Below are 23,873 nucleotides of genomic sequence, written 5' to 3'. Positions count from 1 at the left end.
CTGCCTGATGACCCAGCCGATCCGCATCAAGGACCACGAGAAAGACGCACGTCTTGTACGCGCGCGCGTGATCTTTGGCGCGATCGCGGTGGTGGCGTTGATGTGTGTGTTGATCGCCCGCCTGTATTACCTACAGGTGATCCAGTACGAGTATCACTCCACGTTGTCGGAAAACAACCGGGTGCATGTGCAGCCGATTCCGCCGACCCGTGGCCTGATTTTCGACCGCAATGGCGTGGTGATCGCCGATAACCGGCCCAGTTTCAGCCTGAGCATGACTCGCGAGCGTTCCGGTGACTGGCAGCAGGTCCTCGATGTGATTGTCGAGGTGCTGCAACTGACGCCGGAAGACCGGGTGATCTTCGAGAAACGCATGAAGCAGGGGCGGCGCCCGTTTGAACCGGTGCCGATCCTGTTTGAGCTGACCGAAGAGCAGATCGCCAGGATCGCGGTGAACCAGTTCCGTCTGCCGGGGGTGGAAGTGGTGGCGCAGCTGGTGCGCCATTACCCGCAAGGGGCGCACTTTGCCCACTCGGTCGGTTATATGGGGCGGATCAACGAAAAAGAGCTGAAAACCCTCGATCCGGTCAATTACAGCGGCACCCACCATATCGGCAAGACCGGCATCGAACGTTTCTACGAGCCGGAACTGCACGGCCAAGTGGGTTACGAGGAGGTCGAGACCAACGCCCGTGGCCGTGTGCTGCGGGTGCTCAAGCGCACCGACCCGATTCCCGGCAAAGACATTGTCCTGAGCCTGGATATCAAGCTGCAGGAGGCCGCGGAAATGGCCCTCGGTGGCCGTCGTGGCGCGGTGGTGGCGCTGGATCCGAACACCGGCGAGGTGCTGGCGATGGTCAGCCAGCCGAGTTTCGACCCCAACCTATTTGTCACCGGGATCAGCTTCAAGGCTTATGCCGAGCTGCGTGATTCCATCGACCGGCCGTTGTTCAACCGGGTGCTGCGCGGCCTGTATCCGCCAGGCTCGACCATCAAGCCGGCGGTGGCGATTGCCGGCCTGGATGCGGGGGTTGTCACTGCTTCCAGCCGGGTTTTCGACCCGGGTTACTACATGTTGCCCAACTACGATCACAAGTACCGTAACTGGAACCGCACCGGTGACGGCTATGTGGACCTGGATACGGCGATCATGCGATCCAACGACACCTACTTCTATGACCTGGCCCACAAGCTGGGGATCGATCGTTTATCGACCTACATGGGCAAGTTCGGCCTCGGTCAGAAAGTGTCCCTGGACATGTTTGAAGAATCCCCAGGCTTGATGCCTTCCCGCGAGTGGAAGCGTGCTACCCGGCGCCAGGCCTGGTTCCCGGGGGAAACCCTGATCCTGGGGATCGGCCAGGGCTATATGCAGGCCACGCCCTTGCAGCTGGCCCAGGCTACGGCGCTGGTCGCCAGCAAGGGCAAGTGGATCCGCCCGCACCTGGCCAAGACCATCGAGGGTGAGAAACCGGTGGATGAAAACCCGATCCCGGACATCGTCCTGCGTGATTCTTCCGACTGGACCAAGGTCAACCATGGTATGCAGCAAGTGATGCACGGCGCGCGCGGTACTGCGCGCAAGGCCGCTGCTGGCGCGCAATACCGGATCGCCGGCAAGAGCGGTACCGCCCAGGTAGTGGCGATCAAGCAGGGCGAGAAATACGACCGCTCCAAGGTTCAGGAGCGCCATCGCGACCACGCCTTGTTTGTCGGTTTTGCCCCGGCCGACAACCCGAAAATCACCGTGGCGGTGATGGTCGAGAACGGCGAGTCCGGTTCCGGCGTGGCCGCCCCGGTGGTGCGCCAGATCATGGACGCCTGGTTGCTGGACCAGGACGGCAAGCTCAGGCCTGAGTTTGCCAACCCTTCAAGCGCGGAGGCTACGGCCCGTGAAGAGTAATTTCGACCGCATTCTCTCCAGTGAGGATGTGATGCGTCGCCGCGCCACCTTGTTGCAGCGCATGCACATTGATGGCCCGTTGCTGATCCTGCTGCTGACCCTGGCGGCCGGCAGCCTGTTCGTACTGTATTCGGCCAGTGGCAAGAACTGGGACCTGCTGATCAAGCAAGCGTCGTCGTTCGGCCTGGGCCTGTTGTCGATGGTGGTCATTGCCCAGCTGGAGCCGCGTTTCATGGCGCGCTGGGTGCCGCTGGGATACGTCGCAGGTGTGCTGCTGCTGGTGGTGGTGGACGTCATGGGGCATAACGCCATGGGCGCCACCCGCTGGATCAATATCCCGGGGGTGATTCGCTTCCAGCCCTCGGAATTCATGAAGATCCTGATGCCGGCGACCATCGCCTGGTACCTGGCCAAGCGCACCTTGCCGCCCCAGCTCAAGCACGTAGGCATCAGCCTGATCCTGATCGGCATTCCGTTCATCCTGATCGTGCGCCAGCCCGACCTCGGCACCGGCCTGCTGATTCTCGCCGGCGGTGCGTTCGTGCTGTTCATGGGCGGCCTGCGCTGGCGCTGGATCATCAGCGTGCTGGTGGCAGCCGTGCCGGTGGCTGTCGCCATGTGGTTCTTCTTCATGCACGATTATCAGAAGCAGCGGGTCTTGACCTTCCTCGATCCCGAGAGCGATCCGTTGGGCACCGGTTGGAACATCATCCAGTCCAAGGCGGCCATCGGTTCCGGCGGCGTGTTTGGCAAGGGCTGGTTGCTGGGCACCCAGTCGCACCTGGACTTCCTGCCGGAAAGCCACACCGACTTTATCATCGCGGTGATGGGCGAGGAGTTCGGCCTGGTGGGCATTTGCGCACTGCTGCTGATCTACTTGCTGTTGATCGGGCGTGGCCTGGTGATTACCGCGCAAGCGCAGACGTTGTTCGGCAAATTGCTCGCCGGTGCGCTGACAATGACTTTTTTTGTTTACGTTTTCGTCAACATCGGTATGGTCAGTGGCCTGCTGCCGGTGGTTGGGGTGCCGTTGCCGTTCATTAGCTACGGCGGAACTTCGCTGGTGACATTACTGTCAGCGTTTGGGGTTTTGATGTCGATCCATACCCATCGCAAGTGGATCGCACAGGTTTGAATAAGGTGAAGATGTCAATGCAAGCAATGCGCGGCTGGGCTGCTCGATATGCGTCCTGCCTGGGCTTGTTGGGCGCCTTTGGCGCTGCACAGCCAGCCCTGGCCGGCGATTACGACGGCTCGCCCCAGGTCGCCGAATTTGTCGGTGAGATGACGCGTGACTATGGTTTCGCCGGCGAACAACTGATGGGCGTGTTCCGCGAGGCGCAGCGCAAGCAGGCGATACTCGACGCTATTTCCCGCCCCGCCGAACGCGTCAAGCAGTGGAAGGACTATCGCCCGATGTTCCTCACCGACGCCCGGGTGGCGCGGGGTGTGGATTTCTGGCGGCAGCACGAGGCCGTGCTGGCCCGTGCCGAGCAGGAATATGGCGTGCCGGCCCAGGTGATCGTCTCGATCATCGGCGTTGAAACCTTTTACGGGCGCAATACCGGCAGTTACCGGGTGATCGACGCCTTGTCGACCCTGGGCTTCGATTACCCGCCCCGCGCCGAATTCTTCCGCAAGGAGCTGCGTGAGTTCCTGCTGCTGGCCCGTGAAGAGCAGGTCGACCCGCTGACCCTCAAAGGCTCCTACGCCGGGGCCATGGGCCTGCCGCAGTTCATGCCCAGCAGCTTTCGTGCCTACGCCGTGGATTTTGACGGTGATGGCCATATCAACATCTGGAGCAACCCCGATGATGCCATCGGCAGCGTTGCCAGCTACTTCAAGCGTCATGGCTGGGTGGCTGGCGAGCCGGTGGTGATCCGCGCCGATGTCACGGGCGATCGCGCCGATGAAGGCCTGACCCAGGGGATCGAGCCGGTGAAAACCGTCGGGGAGTTGCGGGCGCTGGGCTGGTCAAGTCATGATGCGCTGCGCGATGATATGCCGGTTACTGCCTTCCGCCTGGAAGGTGCAGACGGCCCGGAATACTGGATGGGCCTGAAGAATTTTTACGCAATCACGCGTTATAACCGCAGTGTGATGTACGCCATGGCCGTGCATCAGCTGTCAGACATGCTGGTTCAAGCACGGGGCGTCAAGTAATGCGGGTATCGCCGATCAATAAACCGCTCAAGCTGGTGGCGCTGGCCGCATTGTCCTTGCTGGTTGTCAGTTGCTCCACCAGCCGCGCGCCGGCGCAGAAGGCCAGTGGCCCGGTAGTCCGCGCGCAGCCGGGGCTGGATATCAACCGGGCCCACAAGGACGGCGCGCCGTGGTGGGACGTCGATGTCTCGCGCATCCCGGATGCCACTCCGACCCTGCATACCGGCAACTATAAAGCCAACCCCTACACGGTGCTGGGCAAGACCTACTTCCCGCTGCAAGAGTCCAAGAACTACGTGCAGTCGGGCACCGCATCCTGGTACGGCACCAAGTTCCACGGCCAGAACACCGCCAACGGCGAAGTGTATGACCTGTATGGCATGAGCGCGGCGCACAAGACCCTGCCGCTGCCGGCCTACGTACGGGTGACCAACCTGGACAACAACCGCGTGGTAATCCTGCGGGTCAACGACCGTGGGCCGTTCTACTCCGACCGAATCATCGACTTGTCCTACGCTGCCGCGAAAAAACTCGGCTATGCCGAATCCGGCACGGCGCGGGTCAAGGTCGAAGGCATCGACCCGGCCCAGTACTGGGCCCAGCGTGGCAAGCCGGCGCCGTTGATGCTCAACGAGCCACAAAGCGCACAACCGCAGATCACCGCTTCGGCGGGCAAGGTCGAGCAGTGGACGCCGCCGCCCCAGCAGCACGCCGCGCCAGTCGTGGCGGTGCCACAGGCGGCGCCGGGCAGTGCCGCGGGCGGGCAGTACCTGCAAGTCGGCGCTTTCGCCAACCCGGATGCGGCAGAACTGTTAAGGTCCAAGCTCAGCGGGATGGTCAGCGCGCCAGTGTTTATCAGCTCCATCGTGCGTAACCAGCAGACCCTGCACCGGGTACGCCTGGGCCCCATCGGCTCGGCGGGCGAGATTGCCCAGGTGCAGAACAGCGTGCGACTGGCCAACCTGGGTCAGCCCAGCGTGGTCAGCGCCGAATAAGCAGTAGCGGATCTGGGGTGCTGGCGCGTTTGCGTGCCGGGGCCCTGGTTGCAGGCTCGTCGAATAATAAAAACCCGAAGGCAAGGGTTGAGCTGGCAACTGAATACGCGACAGCCTGGCAACGGGCTGTCTGAATAGTTTTGCCCGCGAGGGCAAGTTTCCATAAGCAATTTCGAGAGACGGATGAACATCACCACCTTAGCCAAACGCCTGTGCCTGCTTGTCCCGCTGATCATCGCGCCCGCTGCCTGGGCCGTCGAAATGATGCCAGCGCCACCGCAACTGGCTGCCAAGTCCTACGTGCTCATGGATGCCGCAAGCGGCAACGTGCTGGTCGAAAACAACGGTGACCAGCGCCTGCCGCCGGCCAGCCTGACGAAGCTGATGACCGCCTACATCGCGACCCTGGAAATCCGTCGCGGCCAGATCGGTGAAAACGATCCGGTGACCGTCAGCGAAAACGCCTGGCGTACCGGCGGTTCGCGGATGTTCATCAAGGTCGGCTCCCAGGTGACTGTCAGCGACCTGCTGCACGGCATCATCATCCAGTCCGGTAACGACGCCAGCGTCGCCCTGGCCGAGCATATTGCCGGCAGCGAAGATGCATTCGCCGACATGATGAACAAAACCGTGACTGACCTGGGCATGACCAACAGCCACTTCATGAACCCGACCGGTCTGCCAAACCCAGACCACTACTCGTCGGCCCATGACATGGCGATCCTGGCCCGCGCGATCATTCGCGTCGACCCGGTGCACTACGCCATCTACTCCCAGAAAGAATTCTTCTGGAACAACATCAAGCAGCCTAACCGCAACCTGTTGCTGTGGCGCGACAAGACCGTCGATGGCCTGAAAACCGGCCACACCGACGAGGCTGGCTACTGCATGGTGTCTTCGGCTGTGCGTGATGGCCAACGCTTGATCGCCGTGGTATTCGGCACCAACAGCGAGCAGGCCCGTGCGGCTGAAACCCAGAAGCTGCTGACCTACGGTTTCCGCTTCTTCGAAACCCAGACCTTCTACCAGAAGGGCGCTGAGCTGGCCCAGGCTCCGGTCTGGAAAGGCACCGAGCGTCAAGTCAAGGCCGGCCTGGCTGACGACCTGACCCTGACCATGCCTAAAGGCCAGCTGAAGAAACTGGCTGCCAGCATGACCATGAACCCGCAACTGACCGCGCCTATCGCCAAGGGCGATGTGATCGGTAAAGTCGAAGTGAAGCTGGACGACAAAGTCGTACACAGCGCCGATCTGATCGCACTCGACGCCGTTGAGGAAGGTGGTATCTTCCGCCGCGTGTGGGATAGCATCCGTCTATTCTTCTACGGCTTGTTCAACTGATTGTGTGCACCCGCAAAGCCCTGCGTTGATCCGACGCGGGGCTTTGCTCGTCGCCACGGCTTACCGCTTACGAGGCCGTTACGCCATGACCGATAAAGAAGTAAAGGCGCCAAAGATCGAATTCCCGGTGACGGACTATCCCGTCAAGGTGATCAGCGATACCGGCGTGGGCAACAAAGACAAGATCCTCGAGATCATGCGTAAACACGCAACGATCAACGACAACCGTGTGGATGAGCGCTTGAGCACCAACGGTAAGTACACCACGATCCAGTTGCACATCGTTGCGACCGGTCAAGACCAGCTTTACGACATCAACAGCGAACTGCGAGCCACCGGTTTCGTACATATGGTGTTGTGATGTCACAGGTCCTGGGCTTTCGCGAGCTCGGCCAGATGGCGTACGAGCCTGTCTGGCACGCCATGCAGCGCTTTACCAATGAGCGCGGCAGCTCGGCTCCCGACGAAATCTGGCTGGTGGAGCACCCGCCGGTATTCACCCAGGGCCAGGCTGGCAAGGCCGAGCATCTACTACTTCCGGGTGATATTGCGGTGGTGCAGGTCGACCGGGGTGGTCAAGTGACTTACCATGGGCCCGGACAACTGGTGGCTTACTTGCTGCTGGATGTGCGCAAGCTGGGTTATGGCGTGCGTGAGCTGGTCAGTCGCATGGAGAACTGCCTGATCGAGCTGCTTGCCAGTTACGGTGTGACTGCCGCGGCCAAGCCCGATGCTCCAGGTGTGTATGTCAACGGCGCGAAAATCGCCTCCCTGGGCCTGCGTATTCGTCATGGCTGTTCCTTTCATGGCCTGGCCCTGAACGTGGACATGGACCTGGCGCCGTTTCTCCGGATCAATCCCTGTGGTTACGCCGGTTTGGCCATGACCCAGTTGAGCGATCACGCAACACCCATAGAATTTGCCGAGGTAAGTGCCCGGCTGCGCGCGCAGCTCGTCAAACACCTCGACTATGCTGAGCAGACGACCCTGACGGGCGGAATCGACTGATATGACTACTGATGTTGTGCAAACCATGATCCCGACGCTGGACATTACCGACCGTCCGGCCCCGGCTCCGCGTGCCAAGGTGGAAGCCGGCGTCAAGCTGCGCGGCGCCGAGAAGGTTGCACGCATCCCGGTGAAGATCATTCCGACCACCGAACTGCCGAAAAAGCCCGACTGGATTCGCGTGCGCATCCCGGTCTCGCCGGAAGTCGACCGTATCAAGGCGCTGCTGCGCAAACACAAACTGCACAGCGTGTGCGAAGAAGCCTCCTGCCCGAACCTGGGCGAGTGCTTCTCTGGCGGCACCGCGACCTTCATGATCATGGGTGACATCTGCACCCGTCGCTGCCCGTTCTGCGACGTTGGCCATGGCCGGCCCAAGCCACTGGACGTCAACGAGCCAGAAAGCCTGGCCATCGCCATTGCCGACCTGAAACTCAAGTATGTGGTGATCACCTCGGTAGACCGCGATGACCTGCGCGACGGCGGTGCCCAGCACTTTGCCGACTGCATCCGTGAAATCCGCAAATTGTCGCCGAATGTGATGCTCGAGACCCTGGTCCCGGACTACCGTGGCCGCATGGACGTCGCCCTGGAAATCACCGCCGCCGAGCCGCCAGATGTGTTCAACCACAACCTGGAAACCGTGCCACGCCTGTACAAGGCCGCGCGCCCGGGTTCGGACTACCAGTGGTCGCTGACCCTGCTGCAGAAATTCAAGCAGATGATGCCGCACATCCCGACCAAGTCCGGCCTGATGCTGGGCCTGGGCGAAACCGACGAAGAAGTCATCGAAGTCATGAAGCGCATGCGCGAACACGACATCGACATGCTGACCCTCGGTCAGTACCTGCAACCGTCGCGCAGCCACTTGCCGGTGCAGCGTTTCGTGCACCCGGACACCTTTGCCTGGTTTGCCGAAGAAGGTTACAAGATGGGCTTCAAGAACGTCGCGTCGGGCCCGCTGGTGCGTTCGTCGTACCACGCCGACGAGCAGGCCAAGCTGGTCAAGGCTAGCCTGGTTTCCTGAGCCTTGGCGCCGATCCATCGGTCTGGATGGGTGTGTATGGAGCTGGCTTGTGTGGGAGTGGGTTTGCCCGCGATAGCATCGCCTCGGTGCAACTGATACACCGAGGCGATGCTATCGCGGGCAAGCCCGCTCCCACAGTTCGTTGCGCTGTACAGAATAGGGAGAACCAAGGATGACTGACCCGCTTACCACCGCCGTACCCGCCCTGCGCGCCGAAGGCGTGATCGGCCTCATCGCTCCCGCCGGCCCCGCCGCGTTGGATGTTGACAAGGCCGGGCAATGGATGCGCGCCCGTGGCTACGAGCTGCGGATCTTCTCGGGGGTGTATGAGCGTGATGGCTACCTGGCCGGCAGCGATAAAGTCCGCCTGCGTGACCTGCATGCGGCCTTTGCCGACCCCGAGATCGACGCCATCTTCTGCCTGCGCGGCGGCTACGGCACCCCGCGTTTGCTCGACAGCGTGGATTTCGCGCTGCTGGCGGCCAATCCCAAGCCCTTCGTCGGCTACAGCGATATCACCGCGCTGCACTTGGCGATCAGTCGCTACGCCGGCTTCGTGACTTTCCACGGCCCGATGCTGAATGCCGACCTGCTCGGTGACAAGCAACAACCCACCGAATCATCACTGTTCAGCCTGCTGCGTGGGCGGCTGGGCGCTGGCAGTGTGCTGGCGCACCCAGTGGCGTACCCGTTGACCACCGTTGAGCCTGGCATCGCCTGTGGGCGCCTGTTGGGGGGCAACCTGTCGATGATCGCGGCCGTGATGGGCACGCCCTTTGAGCTTGATGCCGACGGCATCATTCTGTTTATCGAGGACGTCAACGAGCCGATCTACCGCATCGACCGCCTGCTGACGCACTTGCGCCTGGCGGGCAAGCTGGCGCAGGTGCGCGGTGTGCTGGTGGGGGATGTGGCGGGAGTTGATAGCGTGGCGCTGGAGCGGCTGTTGAAACAGACCTTCCAACCATTCTGTGTTCCGGTCCTGTCCGGCTGGCGCAGCGGCCATTGCGACCCCAATCTGACCTTGCCGATGGGCGCCTTGGTGCGCCTTGATGCGGGGGAGCAGCGGTTGGTGCTGGAGCAGGATGTGGTGTCTCGGCTCTGAGTGTTTTGTTGCCTGTCAGCACGCTATCGCGAGCAAGCTGGCTCCCACAGGGAATGGCATTCCAAATGTGGGAGCGGCAGTCGCCCTACGCCGATCTAGCGGCTACGCAACGACTCCAACAACTTCACCGTTGGATAGCCATCTGCCGGCCACCCCAACGCCTGCTGCGCCGCCCGAATCGCCTTGCGCGTGTTAGCGCCGATAATCCCGTCCGGGTTGCCAGCCTCATAGCCCTTGGCACTCAACACCGTCTGCAATTCGATACGCTGGGAGCGGGTCAGCGGCAGTTCGTCCGTTGGCCAATCCCCGCGAATCACCCCACCACCGCCAAAGCGCTCGGACAACAGGCCGACCGCCAGGGCGTAGGACGACGAGTTGTTGTACTTGAGGATTGCGCGGAAGTTGTCCAGCACCAGGAACGCCGGGCCGCGATGGCCGGCCGGCAGCAGCAGGGCGGCCGATAGCATTTCTACGTTGGGTGGCACGCTGGCCCCGGCCGGCACCTGCAGGCCGAGTTTCATCCACTCGCCGACCGGCTTGCGCACTGCACCATCCGCCAGGGCATAGTCGAAGTTCGCCGGCAATTGCCGCACCTCAAAGCCCCACGGTTGGCCTTTCTGCCAGCCCGAGCTTTGCAGGTAGTGCGCGGTGGAGGCGAGGGCGTCGGCCGAGCTGTTCCAGATGTCACGGCGACCGTCGCCATCGAAGTCCACCGCGTGGGTGTTGTAGGTGGTCGGTATGAACTGGGTCTGGCCCATGGCGCCGGCCCAGGAACCGCGCATTTGCTCGGCCGGGATATCACCGTGCTGGATGATTTGCAGCGCAGCCAGCAACCTGTGTTCCGGTCCTGTCCGGCTGGCGCAGCGGCCATTGCGACCCCAATCTGACCTTGCCGATGGGCGCCTTGGTGCGCCTTGATGCGGGGGAACAGCGGCTGGTGCTGGAGCAGGATGTGGTGTGTAGGCTCTGAGTGTTTTGCCGCCTGTCAGCACGCTATCGCGAGCAAGCTGGCTCCCACAGGGAATTGCATTCCAAATGTGGGAGCGGCAGTCGCCCTACGCCGATCTAGCGGCTACGCAACGACTCCAACAACTTCACTGTCGGATACCCATCCGCCGGCCAGCCCAACGACTGCTGCGCCGCCCGAATCGCCTTGCGCGTATTGGCGCCGATAATCCCGTCCGGGTTGCCAGCCTCATAGCCCTTGGCACTCAACACCGTCTGCAATTCGATACGCTGGGAGCGGGTCAGCGGCAGTTCGTCCGTTGGCCAATCCCCGCGAATCACCCCACCACCGCCAAAGCGCTCGGACAACAGGCCGACCGCCAGGGCGTAGGACGACGAGTTGTTGTACTTGAGGATTGCGCGGAAGTTATCCAGCACCAGGAACGCCGGGCCACGATGGCCGGCCGGCAGCAGCAGGGCGGCCGATAGCGTTTCTACGTTGGGTGGCACGCTGGCCCCGGCCGGCACCTGCAGGCCGAGTTTCATCCACTCGCCGACCGGCTTGCGCACTGCACCATCCGCCAGGGCATAGTCGAAGTTCGCCGGCAATTGCCGCACCTCAAAGCCCCACGGTTGGCCTTTCTGCCAGCCCGAGCTTTGCAGGTAGTGCGCGGTGGAGGCGAGGGCGTCGGCCGAGCTGTTCCAGATGTCGCGGCGACCGTCGCCATCGAAGTCCACCGCGTGGGTGTTGTAGGTGGTCGGTATGAATTGGGTCTGGCCCATGGCACCGGCCCAGGAACCGCGCATTTGCTCGGCCGGGATATCACCGTGCTGGATGATTTGCAGCGCAGCCAGCAACTGCGCCTGGGCGAATGCCGGGCGACGGCCTTCGTAGGCCAGGGTCGCCAGGGAGCGGATCACCGAGTTATTGCCCTGGAACGAACCGAAGTTGCTTTCCATGCCCCACACCGAGACCAGTACCTGGCGATCGACACCGTAGCGCTGCTCAATGCTTTGCAGGATATCGGCGTGCTTGACCAGCAGGGCCTGGCCGTTGCGCACACGCAGCGGCGACAGGGCGCCGTTGAGGTATTCCCATACCGGGCGGGAAAACTCCGGTTGGCTGCGGTCGGCACGGATGACCGCCATGTCAGGGGTGACGTTGGCGAAGGCCGTGTCGAATACTGCAGGGGTGATACCGGCTTTCAGCGCTTCGACGCGAAAACCTGCCTGCCATTGGGCAAAGGTCTGGGTCGGCTGGATATCGAGATTGCTCACGGCCAGGGGCGCAACTACGGCGGGTGCGGCAACCGGTGCGGTCTGGAGCGTGGGCAGGGGCTGAGCGTCGGCGGCGGTGGGTTTTTCGGCGCAGGCGACTAACAGGATCAGGCTGGAGGCAGCAATCAATTGGCGAAGGTGCCAACGACGGGAAAGACTAGAGGGCATGCACAGGTCCAGGAAATACGAATCAGGTGCAGACCTTATCATGCCAGAGGGGCGCTTGCCTTCAGGCAGCCAGAAAGTAAGAAGCCTCCCAGCTATTAGACTGGAAGGCTTCGCGGCGGTAGCTGCCTTTGCCTTTGCCGGCGGGTTCCTGGCGACTGCGGAACAACGGCTGGGCGATGATGGATTTGGCCTTGTTGGGGCCATGCTTGGATGGCTTTTTGCTCATGATCGGGACTCTCCGATGGGGTGGGTGATGCGGTGCGAATCATCTGCCGAAGTTTGGCTGCTGTCCAGCCCGGCGCGATGTAGGAAATATCAAAGACCTGAATACGGCGACGATCAAACCTGTAGGAGCTGGCTTGCCAGCGATGCAAGCACCTCGGTATGTCAGTCACACCGTGGTGATGCCATCGCTGGCAAGCCAGCTCCTACATTGGATTTGTGGTGTTTGGGCGAGCGTGCTATTCGGCTGGCAGTGCCAGGCGCTGGCCGGACATCAGCAGCGACAAACGGCTCAAGCTCATCCACGGCGACCCAGCCGCCTGGCCCTTGATCTGCGCATCGATGCGCTGGGCTTCGAGCAACAGTTGCGCCCAGCGTTGCGCCGAGTGCCGTTGCAGGGCCTTGCTCATCAGGGGCTTGCGCTTGTCCCATACCGGCGGGCGGGCTTGGCTGAAAGCCTTGTCCAGCGGCGTACCCTGGCTGTATTGCAGGGCGATATTGGCCAGCAAGCGCAACTCCCGCGCCAGAGCCCAGAGAATCACCGGCGGCTCGACCCCTTCACCGCGCAGCCCTTCGAGCATGCGCAAGGCATGGGCCGCGTCGCCATTGAGGATCGCATCCACCAGCCCGAACACGTCAAAACGCGCGCTGTCGGCCACCGCGCCTTGCACTGTCTCGACGGTGATCTGGCCACCTTCGGCCATCAGCTTGAGCTTTTCGATTTCCTGGGCGGCGGCCAGCAAGTTGCCTTCAACCCGGGCGGCGATCAACTCGACCGCGTCCTGGCTGGCGGACAACCCGGCTTGGGACAGGCGCTGGCGAATCCATTGTGGCAACTGATTGCTGTCGACTGGCCAGATCTGGATGAACTGGGTTTGCGCCCCTTCCACCAGGGCCTTACCCCATTTAGTCTTCTGCGCACTGCCATCGAGCTTGGGCAGGCTGATCAGCAACAGCGTGTCCTCGGCGGGGCGGGCGCAATACTCCATCAGGGCCGCCGCGCCTTTGTCGCCGGGCTTGCCCGAGGGCAGGCGCAGCTCCAACAGGCGTTTTTCGGCAAACAGCGACATGCTCGCCCCGGCCTGGAGCAGGGTGCCCCAGTCGAAGCTGGCATCGGCGCTGAACACCTGGCGTTCATCAAAGCCTTGCTGGCGCGCAGCCTGGCGGATGGTGTCGGCAGCTTCCTGGCACAACAGCGGATCATCGCCACTGACGATGTACACAGGCGCGAGGTTGCCTTGCAGGTGTTTGGCGAGTTGGGCGGGGGCGAGTTTCATAGGCTGGATGGACGGGGCGCATGACGCGCCCCGCCTGGTTTACTCGGCAGGAACTTCAACAGGCGATTGCTTGGGAATGCTGTTTTCGTAGTCCTGCGCGGCTTTCAGCGCCTCGGCATCTGCCTTGGCCTTGGCGTCGGCAGTCTGTTGCAGAGCGTCGAGCTGGGCCGGGCTGATCATTTGCAGGCGCAGGACCATACGCTGGACCAGGTCACGGCGCATTTCATTGCGCACCTGATTGACCTCCGTGTCGGAGCCCACCAGGTTGTTGCCGTCATGCGTCACGACTTTCTGCACTTGCAGCTTGTCGCTGATCAGCGGCAACTGGTCGTGGCCCTGGATCTGGAACATGAGCACGCTGCTCAACTCGATGTCCGAAGACCGGCCGGCACTGGCGTAGCTGAGGTTACGCTGGGTCTCTTTCTCGTCGATCAGTACCAGCTTGTAAGCCGCACCGTTATAGACTTTGACGCCGCTGTTTTCCAGGGTTTGGCGCAGCTGGGTCACGGTTTCGCCATAGGCGTTGCGCGCGCTGACATCCAGTTCCTTGATCGCCAGTTCCGTGGTGCCAGTGCCGCGCAGCTGGAAGCCGCAAGCGCTCAGCAGTACGGCAAGGCCCATAACCAGCAGGTTGCGTTTGATCATTTTGTTGCTCCCCTTGAAACCATGTGGGCCTTATCGAGGCCCTGGAGGTTTTGTTCGGCGCCGGGGCTCTTGCCCTGGCGCCCGATCCGATTAGCTAGCGACGATATTGACCAGTTTGCCGGGCACCACGATCACTTTGCGGATCGTCAGGCCTTCGGTGAAGCGCAGCACGTTCTCGTTGCTACGCGCGGCGGCTTCGACTTCTTCGCGGCTGGCGCTGGCAGGCATGTCGATCTGGCCGCGCAGCTTGCCGTTGACCTGAATCACCAGTTGAAGCGTGTCCTGGACCAGGGCGCTGTCATCCGCGACCGGCCATGCAGCATCGATCACCGCGCCGCTGTGGCCCAACTGGCTCCACAGGTCGTGGCTGATGTGCGGGGTGATCGGCGCCAGCAGCAGGACGACTGCTTCCAGGCCTTCCTGCACCAGTGCGCGGTCTTGTTCGGTAGCCTGTGGCGCTTTTTCCAGCACGTTCATCAGCGTCATGACCTGGGCGATGGCGGTGTTGAACTTGTGGTGCTGGCCCACGTCCTGGCTGGCTTGCTTGATGGCCAGGTGGGTGCTGCGGCGAATGAGCTTCTGCTCGTCGCTCAACGACGCCACGTCCAGCTTGCCCGGCAAGCCGTGGCTGATATGGGCATGCGCCAGGCGCCAGACGCGCTTGAGGAAACGGTGCGAACCTTCGACACCGGAGTCCGACCATTCGGCGCTCATGTCAGGCGGCGAGGCGAACATCATGAACAGGCGGCAGGTGTCGGCGCCGAACTGGTCGATCATCGACTGTGGGTCGACGCCGTTGTTCTTCGACTTGGCCATCTTCTCGGTGCCGCCGATTTCCACCGGCAGGCCGTCGGATTTCAACTTGGCACTGATCACCTTGGCCTTGCTGTCACGCTCAAGCTCCACGTCCGCCGGGTTGAACCAGGTGTAGGCGCCATTGGCTTCGCGGCGATAGTAAGTCTCGGCGATCACCATGCCCTGGGTCAGCAGGTTCTTGAACGGCTCGTCGGAGCTGACCAGGCCTTCGTCACGCATCAGCTTGTGGAAGAAGCGTGCGTACAGCAGGTGCAGGATCGCGTGTTCGATGCCACCAATATACTGGTCCACCGGCAACCAGTGGTCGGCCGCGGATTTTTCCACCAGGCCGCCTTCATAGTGCGGCGAGGCGTAGCGGGCGTAGTACCACGAGGACTCGACGAAGGTGTCCATGGTGTCGGTTTCACGCTTGGCAGGCTGGCCGCATTTCGGGCAACTGCACTCGTAGAACTCGGGCATGCGCGCCAATGGCGAACCGGCGCCGTCCGGCACCACGTCTTCGGGCAGCACCACCGGCAATTGGTCTTCCGGTACCGGTACGTCGCCACAGCGTTCGCAGTGGATGATCGGGATCGGGCAGCCCCAGTAGCGCTGGCGGCTGATACCCCAGTCGCGCAGGCGGAACTGGGTGCGCGAGGCACCGAGGTTTTTCTTGATCAGGGCGACTTCCATGGCGTCGAAGGCGCCTGCGAAGTCCAGGCCGTCGAACTCGCCGGAGTTGATCAGGGTGCCGTGTTCGTTATAAGCGTCCTGCCACGGGGCCGGGTTGGTTTCACCGGAGCTGGTGCGCACTACGGACTTGATCGGCAGGTTGTACTTGGTGGCGAATTCGAAATCGCGCTCGTCGTGAGCGGGCACTGCCATTACTGCGCCATCGCCGTAGTGCATGAGCACATAGTTGGCGACCCATACCGGCAGTTTTTCGCCGGTCAGCGGGTGCTCGACAAACAGCGAGGTCGGCAGGCCCTTTTTCTCCTGGGTGGCGACGTCGGCTTCGGCCACGCTGCCGCCTTTGCATTCGGCGATAAAGGCCTGCAGCTCAGGGTTGTTTTTTGCGGCCAGGGTGGCCAGCGGGTGTTCGGCGGCCACGGCGACGTAGGTCGCGCCCATCAGAGTGTCGGGACGGGTGGTGAAGACTTTCAGTGCGCCAGCAACGCCTATGGAGTCGACGTTGTACGGGAACTGCACTTCCATGCCCTTGGACTTGCCGATCCAGTTGCGCTGCATGGTCTTGACCTGTTCAGGCCAGCCCGGCAGGTCGTCGAGGCTCGACAAGAGCTCATCGGCATAGGCGGTGATCTTGAAGTAGTACATCGGGATTTCGCGCTTCTCGATCAGCGCGCCGGAACGCCAGCCGCGACCGTCGATCACCTGCTCGTTGGCCAAGACGGTCTGGTCGACCGGATCCCAGTTCACGGTGCCGCTTTTTTTGTAGATCACGCCTTTTTCGAACAGGCGAGTGAACAGCCATTGTTCCCAGCGGTAGTAGTCCGGCTTGCAGGTGGTCACTTCGCGCGACCAGTCCACGGCCAGGCCCAGGCTGCGCAGCTGGGTCTTCATGTAGGCGATGTTTTCGTAGGTCCACTTGGCGGGCGCTACGTTGTTTTTCATCGCGGCGTTTTCCGCAGGCATGCCGAAGGCGTCCCAACCCATAGGTTGCAGGACGTTTTTGCCGAGCATGCGCTGGTAGCGGGAAATCACGTCGCCGATGGTGTAGTTACGCACGTGCCCCATGTGTAGTTTGCCGCTGGGGTAAGGGAACATCGATAGGCAGTAGTAAGTCTCCTTGCCTGGCTGTTCACTGACTTCAAAGGACTTTTGCTCATCCCAGAAAGTTTGGGCGGCATTTTCTATTTCACGGGGCTGATATTGTTCGTGCATGGCTACTTTTGAACTGAATAGGGGTGGCCTAATCCTCTTCGGTGCATTGTCCGGGTTGATCGACACCAAAAAGCGGCGCGTCCGTGCCCAAACCCTGCGGGAAGTGGAGTTACAGGAAGCGCCGTAGCATACATGACCCCACTCTATCGAGGGAAACCCTGATTGCGCAGCGCAGGCCGTTGGTCGCGGCGTGCGGTTGGTTGCGTCAGCGCAGCTACGCTGTTTATTGGGGAGTGAGACTTATCTTTAATGAGGTGAGGGGATGGTTGATTCGCAGCGAATGAGAACGAAACCGGAAGTGTATGAAGGACTGATCGACCGCTTGGGTCGAGCACTGGACGCAGCAAGAACCGCGGGCCGATTGCGTGACGAACGGCCCGATGAGCTGGAACTGCGAGGCTTGAGCCCTGCAGAGTTTGAAGTGATCAAGGCCTACCTGGACTTGAACGCGCGCCCAATCCCGCAGTGGGTGGCTCCTGTGCCAGCCAGGGAGGCGGTGCGATCGTCCAAGGTGGTATGGCTCAAGGACTTGTCGGCCGGCCGCGGCCCGGAAAAGCTGCGGTCTGTACGATTCAAGTAACCTGCTCAGCGTTATCCGCCGCTGGTAAAGATTGTCGCTAAACCCCGTTACACCTTAGGCTTCGGGCATCTTTGGAGATGCTCGATGCCTATTCGTTATTTCATCAAACAATTATTGCTGCCGCCCGGCATTCTCTTGCTGCTGCTGGCCCTTGCCTGGTGGTTTCGCCGCACCCGCCCACGCTTGGCTGGCGTGTGCTTTGCCCTGGGGTTTGGCGGGATGTGGCTGATCAGCCTGCCGGTGATGGTGGAGTGGGGCGCGCGTGCCCTGGAAACCGAGTCGCCATTGGCCCTGGACGACTGGGCCAGCCTGGCACAACGGGCCGATGCCATTGTGGTGCTGGGCTCGGGCCGCGAGCGCGGTGACCCGGCCTGGGGCGCTGATCAGCCGACTGGTGTGGGCCTGGAGCGTCAGCGCTACGCGGCGCGATTGGCCAAGGCCTCGGGCTTGCCGGTGCTGACCACCGGCGGCCTGCACTATGGCACGCCGCCCAGCGAGGCAGAGTTGATGGCGGTGTCGATGCAGCAAGACTTTGGTGTGGCCGTACGCTGGAAGGAAGAGCGCAGCCGCACCACCTGGGAAAATGCGCAGATGAGCGCCGAGATCCTGTTGCCCCAGGGCGTCAAGCGCGTGGTAGTCGTGACCCAGGCCTGGCATATGCCGCGTTCAGTGTGGAGCTTCGAGAAGGCCGGCTTTACCGTGGTGCCGGCGCCGGTCGGCTTCCTGGGAGTGGACAATGCCCGGCCGCTGGGCGGCTGGATGCCGGAGTTCAAGTCGATCTGGCAGAGCGGGCAGTTGATCAATGAGGCGGTGGGGCAGGTAGGTTACCGGCTGTTCTATCGTTGATGGCGCAAATCAAAATGTGGGGCTTGTGTGGGAGCGGGCTTGCCCGCGATGGAGGTGGGTCGGTCACTAAAAATGCTGACTGATATACCGCCATCGCGGGCAAGCCCGCTCCCACATTGGGTCTTGTATGTCTGTCAGACGGTCTTGGCCATGCGCCCGGCCAGCAGCGCCCAGCCAAACAGCCCCAGGCACAGGATGATCAGCGGCCACGAACGCCATTGCAGGTACGGCGTCAGGTTGTGCATCGGTACGACCTCGCCGTAGAGAATGCCGCGTTCGAACTGCGGGATCTGCTCGGTGATCTGCCCGAATGGGTTGATCAGGCCGGTCACGCCGTTGTTGGTCGCGCGAATCATCCAGCGGCCGGCTTCCAGGGCGCGCATCTGGGCCATTTGCAGGTGTTGCAAGGGGCCGATGGAGGTGCCGAACCAGGTGTCATTGCTGATGGTCAGCAACAAGTCGCTGCGGGCGGCGAGGCCGGCGGCAAACTCCGGATAGACCACTTCGTAGCAGATATACGGCGCGATCTGATAACCCTTGGCTTGCAGCATGGCCTGGTCCTCAGGCCCGCGGGCAAAGTCCGACATCGGCAGGTCGAAGAACGCAATCAGGCCGCGCAGCACATCCTGCAGCGGCACGTACTCGCCAAAGGGCACCAGTTTCTGCTTCAAATAGGTGCCATCACCCTGGCCAACCACGGTGATGCCATTGAAATAGCGCTTTTCGTGGCGTACTTCCTGGCGGATCGGCACGCCGGTGATCATCGCGGCATCCCGGTCGGCGGCGAACTTGCCCATCATTGCCAGGTAGCCCTCGACGGACTCCTTGAGCACCGGCACGGCGGTTTCCGGCCAGATCAGCAGGTCCACGCGCTTGGAGGCAAAACTCATGTCGCGGTACAGCGCCAGTTGCTCATTGAGCTGCGCCGGATCCCACTTCATGCTCTGCTCGACATTGCCCTGGATCGCCGCGACGGTCAGCGGTTCACCGGCAGGGCTGGTCCAGGCGTGGTGCTTGAGCGCCAGGCCAATCGCCCAGGGCGCAACCAGCAACACCAGGCCCGTGGCGATGAACGCGTTGCGCCTGGCCGCCAGCAAACGCGGCAGGTTGACGATCAGCGCCGCGCTCAAGGCCAGCGCAAACGAAATCAGCCACACCCCGCCCAGCGGCGCGAGCCCGGCCAGCGGGCCGTCGAGCTGGCTATAACCGGAGTACAGCCAGGGAAAGCCGGTGAGGAACCAGCCGCGAAATGCTTCCTGGCCCACCCACAGCGCGGCAAACGCCAGGGCATCGGCCAGCGGCGCTTCGTTACGGCGCAGCCAGCGGGCCCAGAGCCAGGCAGGCAGGGCAAAGAACAGCGCGATCGCGGCGGTAAAGGCGAGCATCAACAGCCCGGCCAGCAACACCGAAGCGCCACCAAAGTGGTGGATGCTGTAATAAATCCAGCTGGTGCCCGCGCCAAACAGGCCAAAACCGAAGCACCAGCCACGCCCGAAGGCCTGGCGTGGTGTCAGTTGGCGCATTCCGGCATAGAACACCCCGACCGCCACCAGTGCCAGCGGCCAGATATCGAACGGCGCCAGCGCCAGGGTGGTGATAGCACCGGCCACCACGGCCAGCAGGTTACCGGGCCAGCCGGGTGCGGTGAGACGGCGCATATCAGTCCTTAGCGGGCAATAGGTGTCAGGCGGATCAGGTGGATGCGACGGCTATCGGCATTGAGGATGCGGAAGCGATAGGCGCCGATCTCGGTGGTTTCGTTACGCTTGGGCAGATGGCCAAACGCACTCATCACCAGGCCGCCGACGGTGTCGAATTCATCGTCGGAGAATCCGCTGTCGAAGAACTCGTTGAAGTTCTCGATCGGCGTCAGAGCCTTGACCAGGAAATCACCGCTGGGCAGCGGCTTGATGTAGCTGTCTTCTTCGACGTCGTGTTCGTCTTCGATATCGCCGACGATCTGTTCCAGCACGTCTTCGATGGTCACCAGGCCGGCGACGCCGCCGTATTCGTCAATGACGATGGCCATGTGATTGTGGTTGGCGCGAAACTCGCGCAGCAGCACATTCAGGCGCTTGGATTCAGGCACGAAGGTCGCAGGACGCAGCAGGTCCTTGATGTTGAAGCTGTCGCCGTTCTCCTTGAGGATCAGCGGCAGCAGGTCCTTGGCCAGCAGGACACCCATGACGTCGTCATGGCTTTCGCCGATCACCGGGTAGCGCGAGTGCGCCGAGTCGATCACGGCCGGGAGGAATTCCCGTGGGGTCTGGGTCGCCTTGATGCTGATCATCTGCGAACGCGGGACCATGATGTCCCTAACTTGCAGGTCAGCCACCTGGATGGCGCCTTCGACGATGGCCAGCGCTTCGCTGTCCAGCAACTTGTTCTGATGGGCCTCGCGCAGCAGCTCCAGCAGCTCCTGGCGGTTTTTCGGCTCGTGGGCAAAAGCCTGGGTCAGTTTACCCAGCCATGACTTTTGCCCGTTGCTCGATCGGTCTTCGCTCATAGCGATTACTCTAAATCCTTGATTGTTTCAGTTGAGTGTCGATTAGTGTTCGTCGTCTGCATAGGGGTCAGGATGACCCAACTCTGCAAGCAACGTTCGTTCCAGTGCTTCCATTTCTTCGGCTTCTTCATCATCTATATGGTCGTAGCCCAACAGATGCAAGCAGCCGTGCATGACCAAATGGGCCCAGTGGGCCTCTAGTGCCTTGCCTTGTTCTTGCGCCTCGCGCTCCACCACGGCGACGCAGATCACCAGGTCACCCAGCAGCGGGATATCCAGCAGTTCGTCCGGTACATCGGCGGGGAACGACAGCACATTGGTCGCGTAGTCTTTCTGGCGCCAGGTGTGATTCAGCTCGCGGCCTTCAGGTTCGTCCACCAGACGGATGGTCAGTTCCGAGTCAGCGCTGCGCTGGCGCAGGGCCAGTGTGCACCATTGGCGGAACTGCGCTTCGCTGGGGGCTGGCGCTTCGGTGGCCAGTTGCAGGTCAAGCTCAAGCATCGCGGCGGTTGTCCTTCGACAGGCCGTCGTCGCGGTGTTCGAAACGCTCGTAGGCCTCGACAATGCGCTGTACCAACGGGTGACGCACCACGTCCTTGGGCATGAAGTGGGTAAAGCTGATCCCCGGCACGTCCTTGAGCACCTCGATTACTTGGCCCAGGCCCGACTTGGTGCCCTTGGGCAGGTCGACCTGGGTGATATCGCCGGTGATCACGGCCGTGGAGCCGAAGCCGATGCGCGTCAGGAACATCTTCATCTGCTCGACCGTGGTGTTCTGGCTTTCGTCGAGGATGATGAAGCTGTTGTTCAACGTGCGGCCGCGCATATAGGCCAGCGGGGCGATCTCGATCACTTGGCGCTCGATCAGCTTGGCCACGTATTCGAAGCCGAGCATTTCATACAGTGCGTCGTACAGCGGGCGCAGGTACGGGTCGATCTTCTGGGCCAGGTCGCCGGGCAGAAAGCCCAGTTTCTCGCCCGCTTCCACCGCCGGGCGCACCAACAGGATGCGTCGCACCTGTTCGCGCTCCAGCGCGTCTACCGCACAGGCCACGGCCAGGTAGGTCTTGCCGGTACCGGCCGGGCCGATGCCGAAGTTGATGTCGTTGCCGAGGATTTCCTTGACGTACTTCTGCTGATTCAAGCCCCGTGGGCGAATCATGCCTTTTTTGGTACGCAGCGCCACGCTGGCTTCGGCCACCGGGTTGTTGGCCAGGTCTTCCACGGCCGATTCCTGCAGGTACAGGTGCACCGTTTCCGGCGACAGCTCGCTACCCTTGGTCTCGCGGTAGAGGCGGCGCAGCAGGTTTTCTGCAGACGTGGTGTGCTGGGGTTCACCAATAAGCTCGAACTGGTTGCCGCGGTTGCGGATCTCGATGCTCAGGCGTTGTTCGATCAGGCGCAGGTGCTCGTCGAACTGTCCGCACAGATTGGCGAAACGACGAGCCTCAAACGGCTCGAGGAGGAAACGATGGGGTTCTGCTATGGGTGCGTTCAAGGTTGCTTTTAGCCGCCCTTTGGCTGTTTAGGTGAAATAGAGGATAACGCCAGCTGCCGGTGTGCGAAAGCACTTAAATGGACGGGCTTGGCTCTCAGGAACAACGAAGATCCACTGTGGGAGCTGGCTTGCCTGCGATAGGGCCGCCCCGTTCGAAAGAGATACTGCCTGTTACATCGCTATCGCAGGCAAGCCAGCTCCCACATTTGATCTGCATTTGCCTTCGGATCTGCTCCGTCAGTTGATCAACGAGCCGCGCAGCGAGTGCGGTTGCGCCGCGTCGATGTGCACGTCGGCGAACTGGCCGATCAGCGTCGGGTTATCACAGCGGAAGTTGACGATCCGGTTGTTCTCGGTGCGCCCCTGCAACTCGCCCGGGTCTTTCTTCGAGTAATCGGTGACCAGGATACGCTGGGTCGAACCGACCATCTGTCGGCTGATCTCGAAGCCTTGCTGGTTGAGGCGATGTTGCAGCGCGTTCAGGCGCTCCTTTTTCAGCTCCTCCGGGGTTTCGTCGACCAGGTCGGCAGCCGGAGTGCCGGGGCGCTGGCTGTAGACGAAGGAGTAGGAGAAGTCGAAACCGACGTCTTCAATCAGCTTCATGGTCTGCTGGAAGTCTTTCTCGGTCTCGCCGGGGAACCCAACGATAAAGTCCGAGCTGATGCAGATGCCCGGCACGGCGGCGCGCAGTTTGCGCAACTTGGACTTGTACTCCAGCGCCGTGTGGTTGCGCTTCATCGCCGAAAGGATACGGTCCGAACCCGATTGCACCGGCAAGTGCAGGTGCTTGACCAGCTCCGGCACTTCGGCGTGGGCCTGGATCAGGCTGTCGGAGAACTCCAGCGGGTGCGAGGTGGTGTAGCGAATCCGCTCGATGCCATCTACCGCCGCAACCACGCGAATCAGCTCGGCCAGGTCCGCCAGGCGCCCATCGTGGGTCTGGCCGCGGTAGCCGTTGACGTTCTGCCCCAGCAGGGTCACTTCACGCACGCCGTTTTCGGCCAGGTGGATGATTTCTGCAAGCACATCGTCGAACGGCCGGCTGACTTCTTCGCCACGGGTATAAGGCACCACGCAGAAGGTGCAGTACTTGCTGCAACCTTCCATGACCGACACATAGGCGCTGGGGCCGTCGATGCGTGGCTCGGGCAAATGGTCGAATTTTTCGATTTCCGGGAACGAGACGTCCACCTGCGGCAGCTTGGTGATACGCGCAGCGTCGATCATTTCCGGCAGGCGGTGCAGGGTCTGCGGGCCGAAGACCACGTCGACGTAGGGCGCGCGGTCACGAATGGCGGCGCCTTCCTGGCTGGCCACGCAACCGCCGACGGCGATTACCATGTCCGGGTTGGCCAGTTTCAGTTCGCGCCAGCGGCCCAGCTGCGAGTAGACCCGGTCCTGGGCCCGTTCGCGGATCGAGCAGGTATTGAGCAGGATCACGTCGGCATCTTCGGCGCGAGCCGTGACTTCCAGGGCCTGATGTTCACCCAGCAGATCGACCATGCGCGAGCTGTCGTACTCGTTCATCTGGCAACCGTGGGTTTCGATGTAAAGCTTCTTGGCCATGGGAATCGTCAACTGGTGGTAAAGAACCGCGCATTATAGGGGGCATGCCCATTGGTTCCTAGCACTGTGCATCAGGTGCCATGCTATAGTTCGCGCCCTCATT

The 23,873-nt window shown here is 61.9% G+C and carries 21 protein-coding genes and 2 pseudogenes; 12 read left to right on the top strand and 11 right to left on the bottom strand.

Annotation, left to right across the window (positions count from 1 at the left end; translation table 11 throughout):
• The first annotated feature begins 7 nt into the window (after nucleotides 1-7).
• From mrdA to ACO77H_RS24335, 9 genes are all read left to right on the top strand, one after another.
• Nucleotides 8-1,903 carry a penicillin-binding protein 2 gene (gene mrdA / locus ACO77H_RS24375; protein ID WP_169951222.1) on the top strand — a complete coding sequence of 632 codons (1,896 nt, stop codon included), beginning with the start codon at nucleotides 8-10 and terminating at the stop codon, nucleotides 1,901-1,903.
• 31 nt (nucleotides 1,904-1,934) lie between these two features.
• Nucleotides 1,935-3,038, top strand: a complete 1,104-nt coding sequence (gene rodA, locus ACO77H_RS24370) for a rod shape-determining protein RodA (protein WP_169951409.1) — start codon at nucleotides 1,935-1,937, stop codon at nucleotides 3,036-3,038.
• 17 nt (nucleotides 3,039-3,055) lie between these two features.
• The gene (mltB, locus tag ACO77H_RS24365) at nucleotides 3,056-4,066 is read left to right on the top strand and encodes a lytic murein transglycosylase B (RefSeq protein ID WP_169951220.1); all 1,011 of its coding nucleotides are present in this window, start codon (nucleotides 3,056-3,058) and stop codon (nucleotides 4,064-4,066) included.
• Nucleotides 4,066-5,061, top strand: a complete 996-nt coding sequence (locus ACO77H_RS24360; RefSeq protein WP_432754665.1) for a septal ring lytic transglycosylase RlpA family protein — start codon at nucleotides 4,066-4,068, stop codon at nucleotides 5,059-5,061. Before mltB ends, ACO77H_RS24360 begins: the two co-directional genes overlap by 1 nt.
• Before the next feature lie 183 nt (nucleotides 5,062-5,244).
• Nucleotides 5,245-6,402 (top strand): D-alanyl-D-alanine carboxypeptidase family protein, encoded by a 1,158-nt coding sequence (locus tag ACO77H_RS24355; protein WP_029292257.1) that lies wholly within the window; start codon nucleotides 5,245-5,247, stop codon nucleotides 6,400-6,402.
• Nucleotides 6,403-6,487: 85 nt separating this feature from the next.
• Nucleotides 6,488-6,763 carry a DUF493 domain-containing protein gene (locus tag ACO77H_RS24350; protein ID WP_029292256.1) on the top strand — a complete coding sequence of 92 codons (276 nt, stop codon included), beginning with the start codon at nucleotides 6,488-6,490 and terminating at the stop codon, nucleotides 6,761-6,763.
• Entirely contained in the window at nucleotides 6,763-7,410 is a 648-nt protein-coding gene (gene lipB, locus ACO77H_RS24345; RefSeq protein ID WP_169951215.1) for a lipoyl(octanoyl) transferase LipB, read from the top strand. Before ACO77H_RS24350 ends, lipB begins: the two co-directional genes overlap by 1 nt.
• 25 nt (nucleotides 7,411-7,435) lie before the next feature.
• Nucleotides 7,436-8,437, top strand: coding sequence for a lipoyl synthase (gene lipA / locus ACO77H_RS24340; protein WP_162237654.1), 1,002 nt, complete (start codon nucleotides 7,436-7,438; stop codon nucleotides 8,435-8,437).
• Between the two features lie 172 nt (nucleotides 8,438-8,609).
• Nucleotides 8,610-9,542, top strand: a complete 933-nt coding sequence (locus tag ACO77H_RS24335) for a S66 peptidase family protein (RefSeq protein WP_432754664.1) — start codon at nucleotides 8,610-8,612, stop codon at nucleotides 9,540-9,542.
• 95 nt (nucleotides 9,543-9,637) lie between these two features.
• Here the strand turns inward: ACO77H_RS24335 and ACO77H_RS24330 are convergent.
• Nucleotides 9,638-10,378, bottom strand: a pseudogene (locus ACO77H_RS24330) (lytic murein transglycosylase); the annotation flags it as partial.
• Between ACO77H_RS24330 and ACO77H_RS24325 the strand changes: the two are divergent.
• Nucleotides 10,378-10,512, top strand: a pseudogene (locus ACO77H_RS24325) (LD-carboxypeptidase); the annotation flags it as partial. The pseudogenes ACO77H_RS24330 and ACO77H_RS24325 sit on opposite strands and share 1 nt — an antisense overlap.
• 95 nt (nucleotides 10,513-10,607) lie before the next feature.
• Here the strand turns inward: ACO77H_RS24325 and ACO77H_RS24320 are convergent.
• The 5 genes from ACO77H_RS24320 to leuS all read right to left on the bottom strand — a co-directional run bounded on the left by ACO77H_RS24320 (nucleotide 10,608) and on the right by leuS (nucleotide 16,774).
• Entirely contained in the window at nucleotides 10,608-11,933 is a 1,326-nt protein-coding gene (locus ACO77H_RS24320; protein WP_169951202.1) for a lytic murein transglycosylase, read from the bottom strand.
• 61 nt (nucleotides 11,934-11,994) lie between these two features.
• Nucleotides 11,995-12,159 (bottom strand): alternative ribosome rescue factor ArfA, encoded by a 165-nt coding sequence (gene arfA, locus ACO77H_RS24315; RefSeq protein ID WP_056744572.1) that lies wholly within the window; start codon nucleotides 12,157-12,159, stop codon nucleotides 11,995-11,997.
• Between the two features lie 235 nt (nucleotides 12,160-12,394).
• On the bottom strand, nucleotides 12,395-13,432 hold the full coding sequence (gene holA, locus ACO77H_RS24310) for a DNA polymerase III subunit delta (protein WP_169951200.1): 1,038 nt from the start codon (nucleotides 13,430-13,432) through the stop codon (nucleotides 12,395-12,397).
• 39 nt (nucleotides 13,433-13,471) lie between these two features.
• Nucleotides 13,472-14,077, bottom strand: coding sequence for an LPS assembly lipoprotein LptE (gene lptE / locus ACO77H_RS24305; RefSeq protein WP_057960695.1), 606 nt, complete (start codon nucleotides 14,075-14,077; stop codon nucleotides 13,472-13,474).
• 90 nt (nucleotides 14,078-14,167) lie between these two features.
• Nucleotides 14,168-16,774, bottom strand: coding sequence for a leucine--tRNA ligase (gene leuS / locus ACO77H_RS24300; RefSeq protein WP_432754663.1), 2,607 nt, complete (start codon nucleotides 16,772-16,774; stop codon nucleotides 14,168-14,170).
• Between the two features lie 262 nt (nucleotides 16,775-17,036).
• On the opposite strand from leuS, the gene ACO77H_RS24295 reads away from it, so the two are divergent.
• Nucleotides 17,037-17,354 (top strand): hypothetical protein, encoded by a 318-nt coding sequence (locus tag ACO77H_RS24295; RefSeq protein WP_169951196.1) that lies wholly within the window; start codon nucleotides 17,037-17,039, stop codon nucleotides 17,352-17,354.
• A gap of 84 nt (nucleotides 17,355-17,438) precedes the next feature.
• Nucleotides 17,439-18,200: a YdcF family protein gene (locus ACO77H_RS24290; protein ID WP_172312298.1), complete on the top strand. Its 762-nt coding sequence runs from the start codon at nucleotides 17,439-17,441 to the stop codon at nucleotides 18,198-18,200.
• Between the two features lie 134 nt (nucleotides 18,201-18,334).
• On the opposite strand, the gene lnt is transcribed toward ACO77H_RS24290, so the two are convergent.
• The 5 genes from lnt to miaB form a co-directional block, all read right to left on the bottom strand.
• Nucleotides 18,335-19,858: an apolipoprotein N-acyltransferase gene (gene lnt, locus ACO77H_RS24285; RefSeq protein ID WP_169951191.1), complete on the bottom strand. Its 1,524-nt coding sequence runs from the start codon at nucleotides 19,856-19,858 to the stop codon at nucleotides 18,335-18,337.
• 8 nt (nucleotides 19,859-19,866) lie between these two features.
• A complete protein-coding gene (locus ACO77H_RS24280; RefSeq protein ID WP_169951188.1) occupies nucleotides 19,867-20,706 on the bottom strand; it encodes an HlyC/CorC family transporter in 840 nt (279 codons plus the stop codon).
• Nucleotides 20,707-20,748: 42 nt separating this feature from the next.
• Nucleotides 20,749-21,207 carry an rRNA maturation RNase YbeY gene (ybeY, locus tag ACO77H_RS24275; protein WP_170058465.1) on the bottom strand — a complete coding sequence of 153 codons (459 nt, stop codon included), beginning with the start codon at nucleotides 21,205-21,207 and terminating at the stop codon, nucleotides 20,749-20,751.
• Nucleotides 21,200-22,204 (bottom strand): PhoH family protein, encoded by a 1,005-nt coding sequence (locus tag ACO77H_RS24270; RefSeq protein ID WP_169951184.1) that lies wholly within the window; start codon nucleotides 22,202-22,204, stop codon nucleotides 21,200-21,202. Before ACO77H_RS24270 ends, ybeY begins: the two co-directional genes overlap by 8 nt.
• 237 nt (nucleotides 22,205-22,441) lie before the next feature.
• Nucleotides 22,442-23,770, bottom strand: coding sequence for a tRNA (N6-isopentenyl adenosine(37)-C2)-methylthiotransferase MiaB (gene miaB / locus ACO77H_RS24265; RefSeq protein WP_170041675.1), 1,329 nt, complete (start codon nucleotides 23,768-23,770; stop codon nucleotides 22,442-22,444).
• Nucleotides 23,771-23,873 lie beyond the last annotated feature (103 nt).

Source organism: Pseudomonas sp. WMBT8 (assembly GCF_050916005.1).
Lineage (GTDB): Bacteria > Pseudomonadota > Gammaproteobacteria > Pseudomonadales > Pseudomonadaceae > Aquipseudomonas.
Note: the sequence above shows the minus strand (reverse complement) of the source record. Positions and strands in the feature narration are given on the sequence as shown.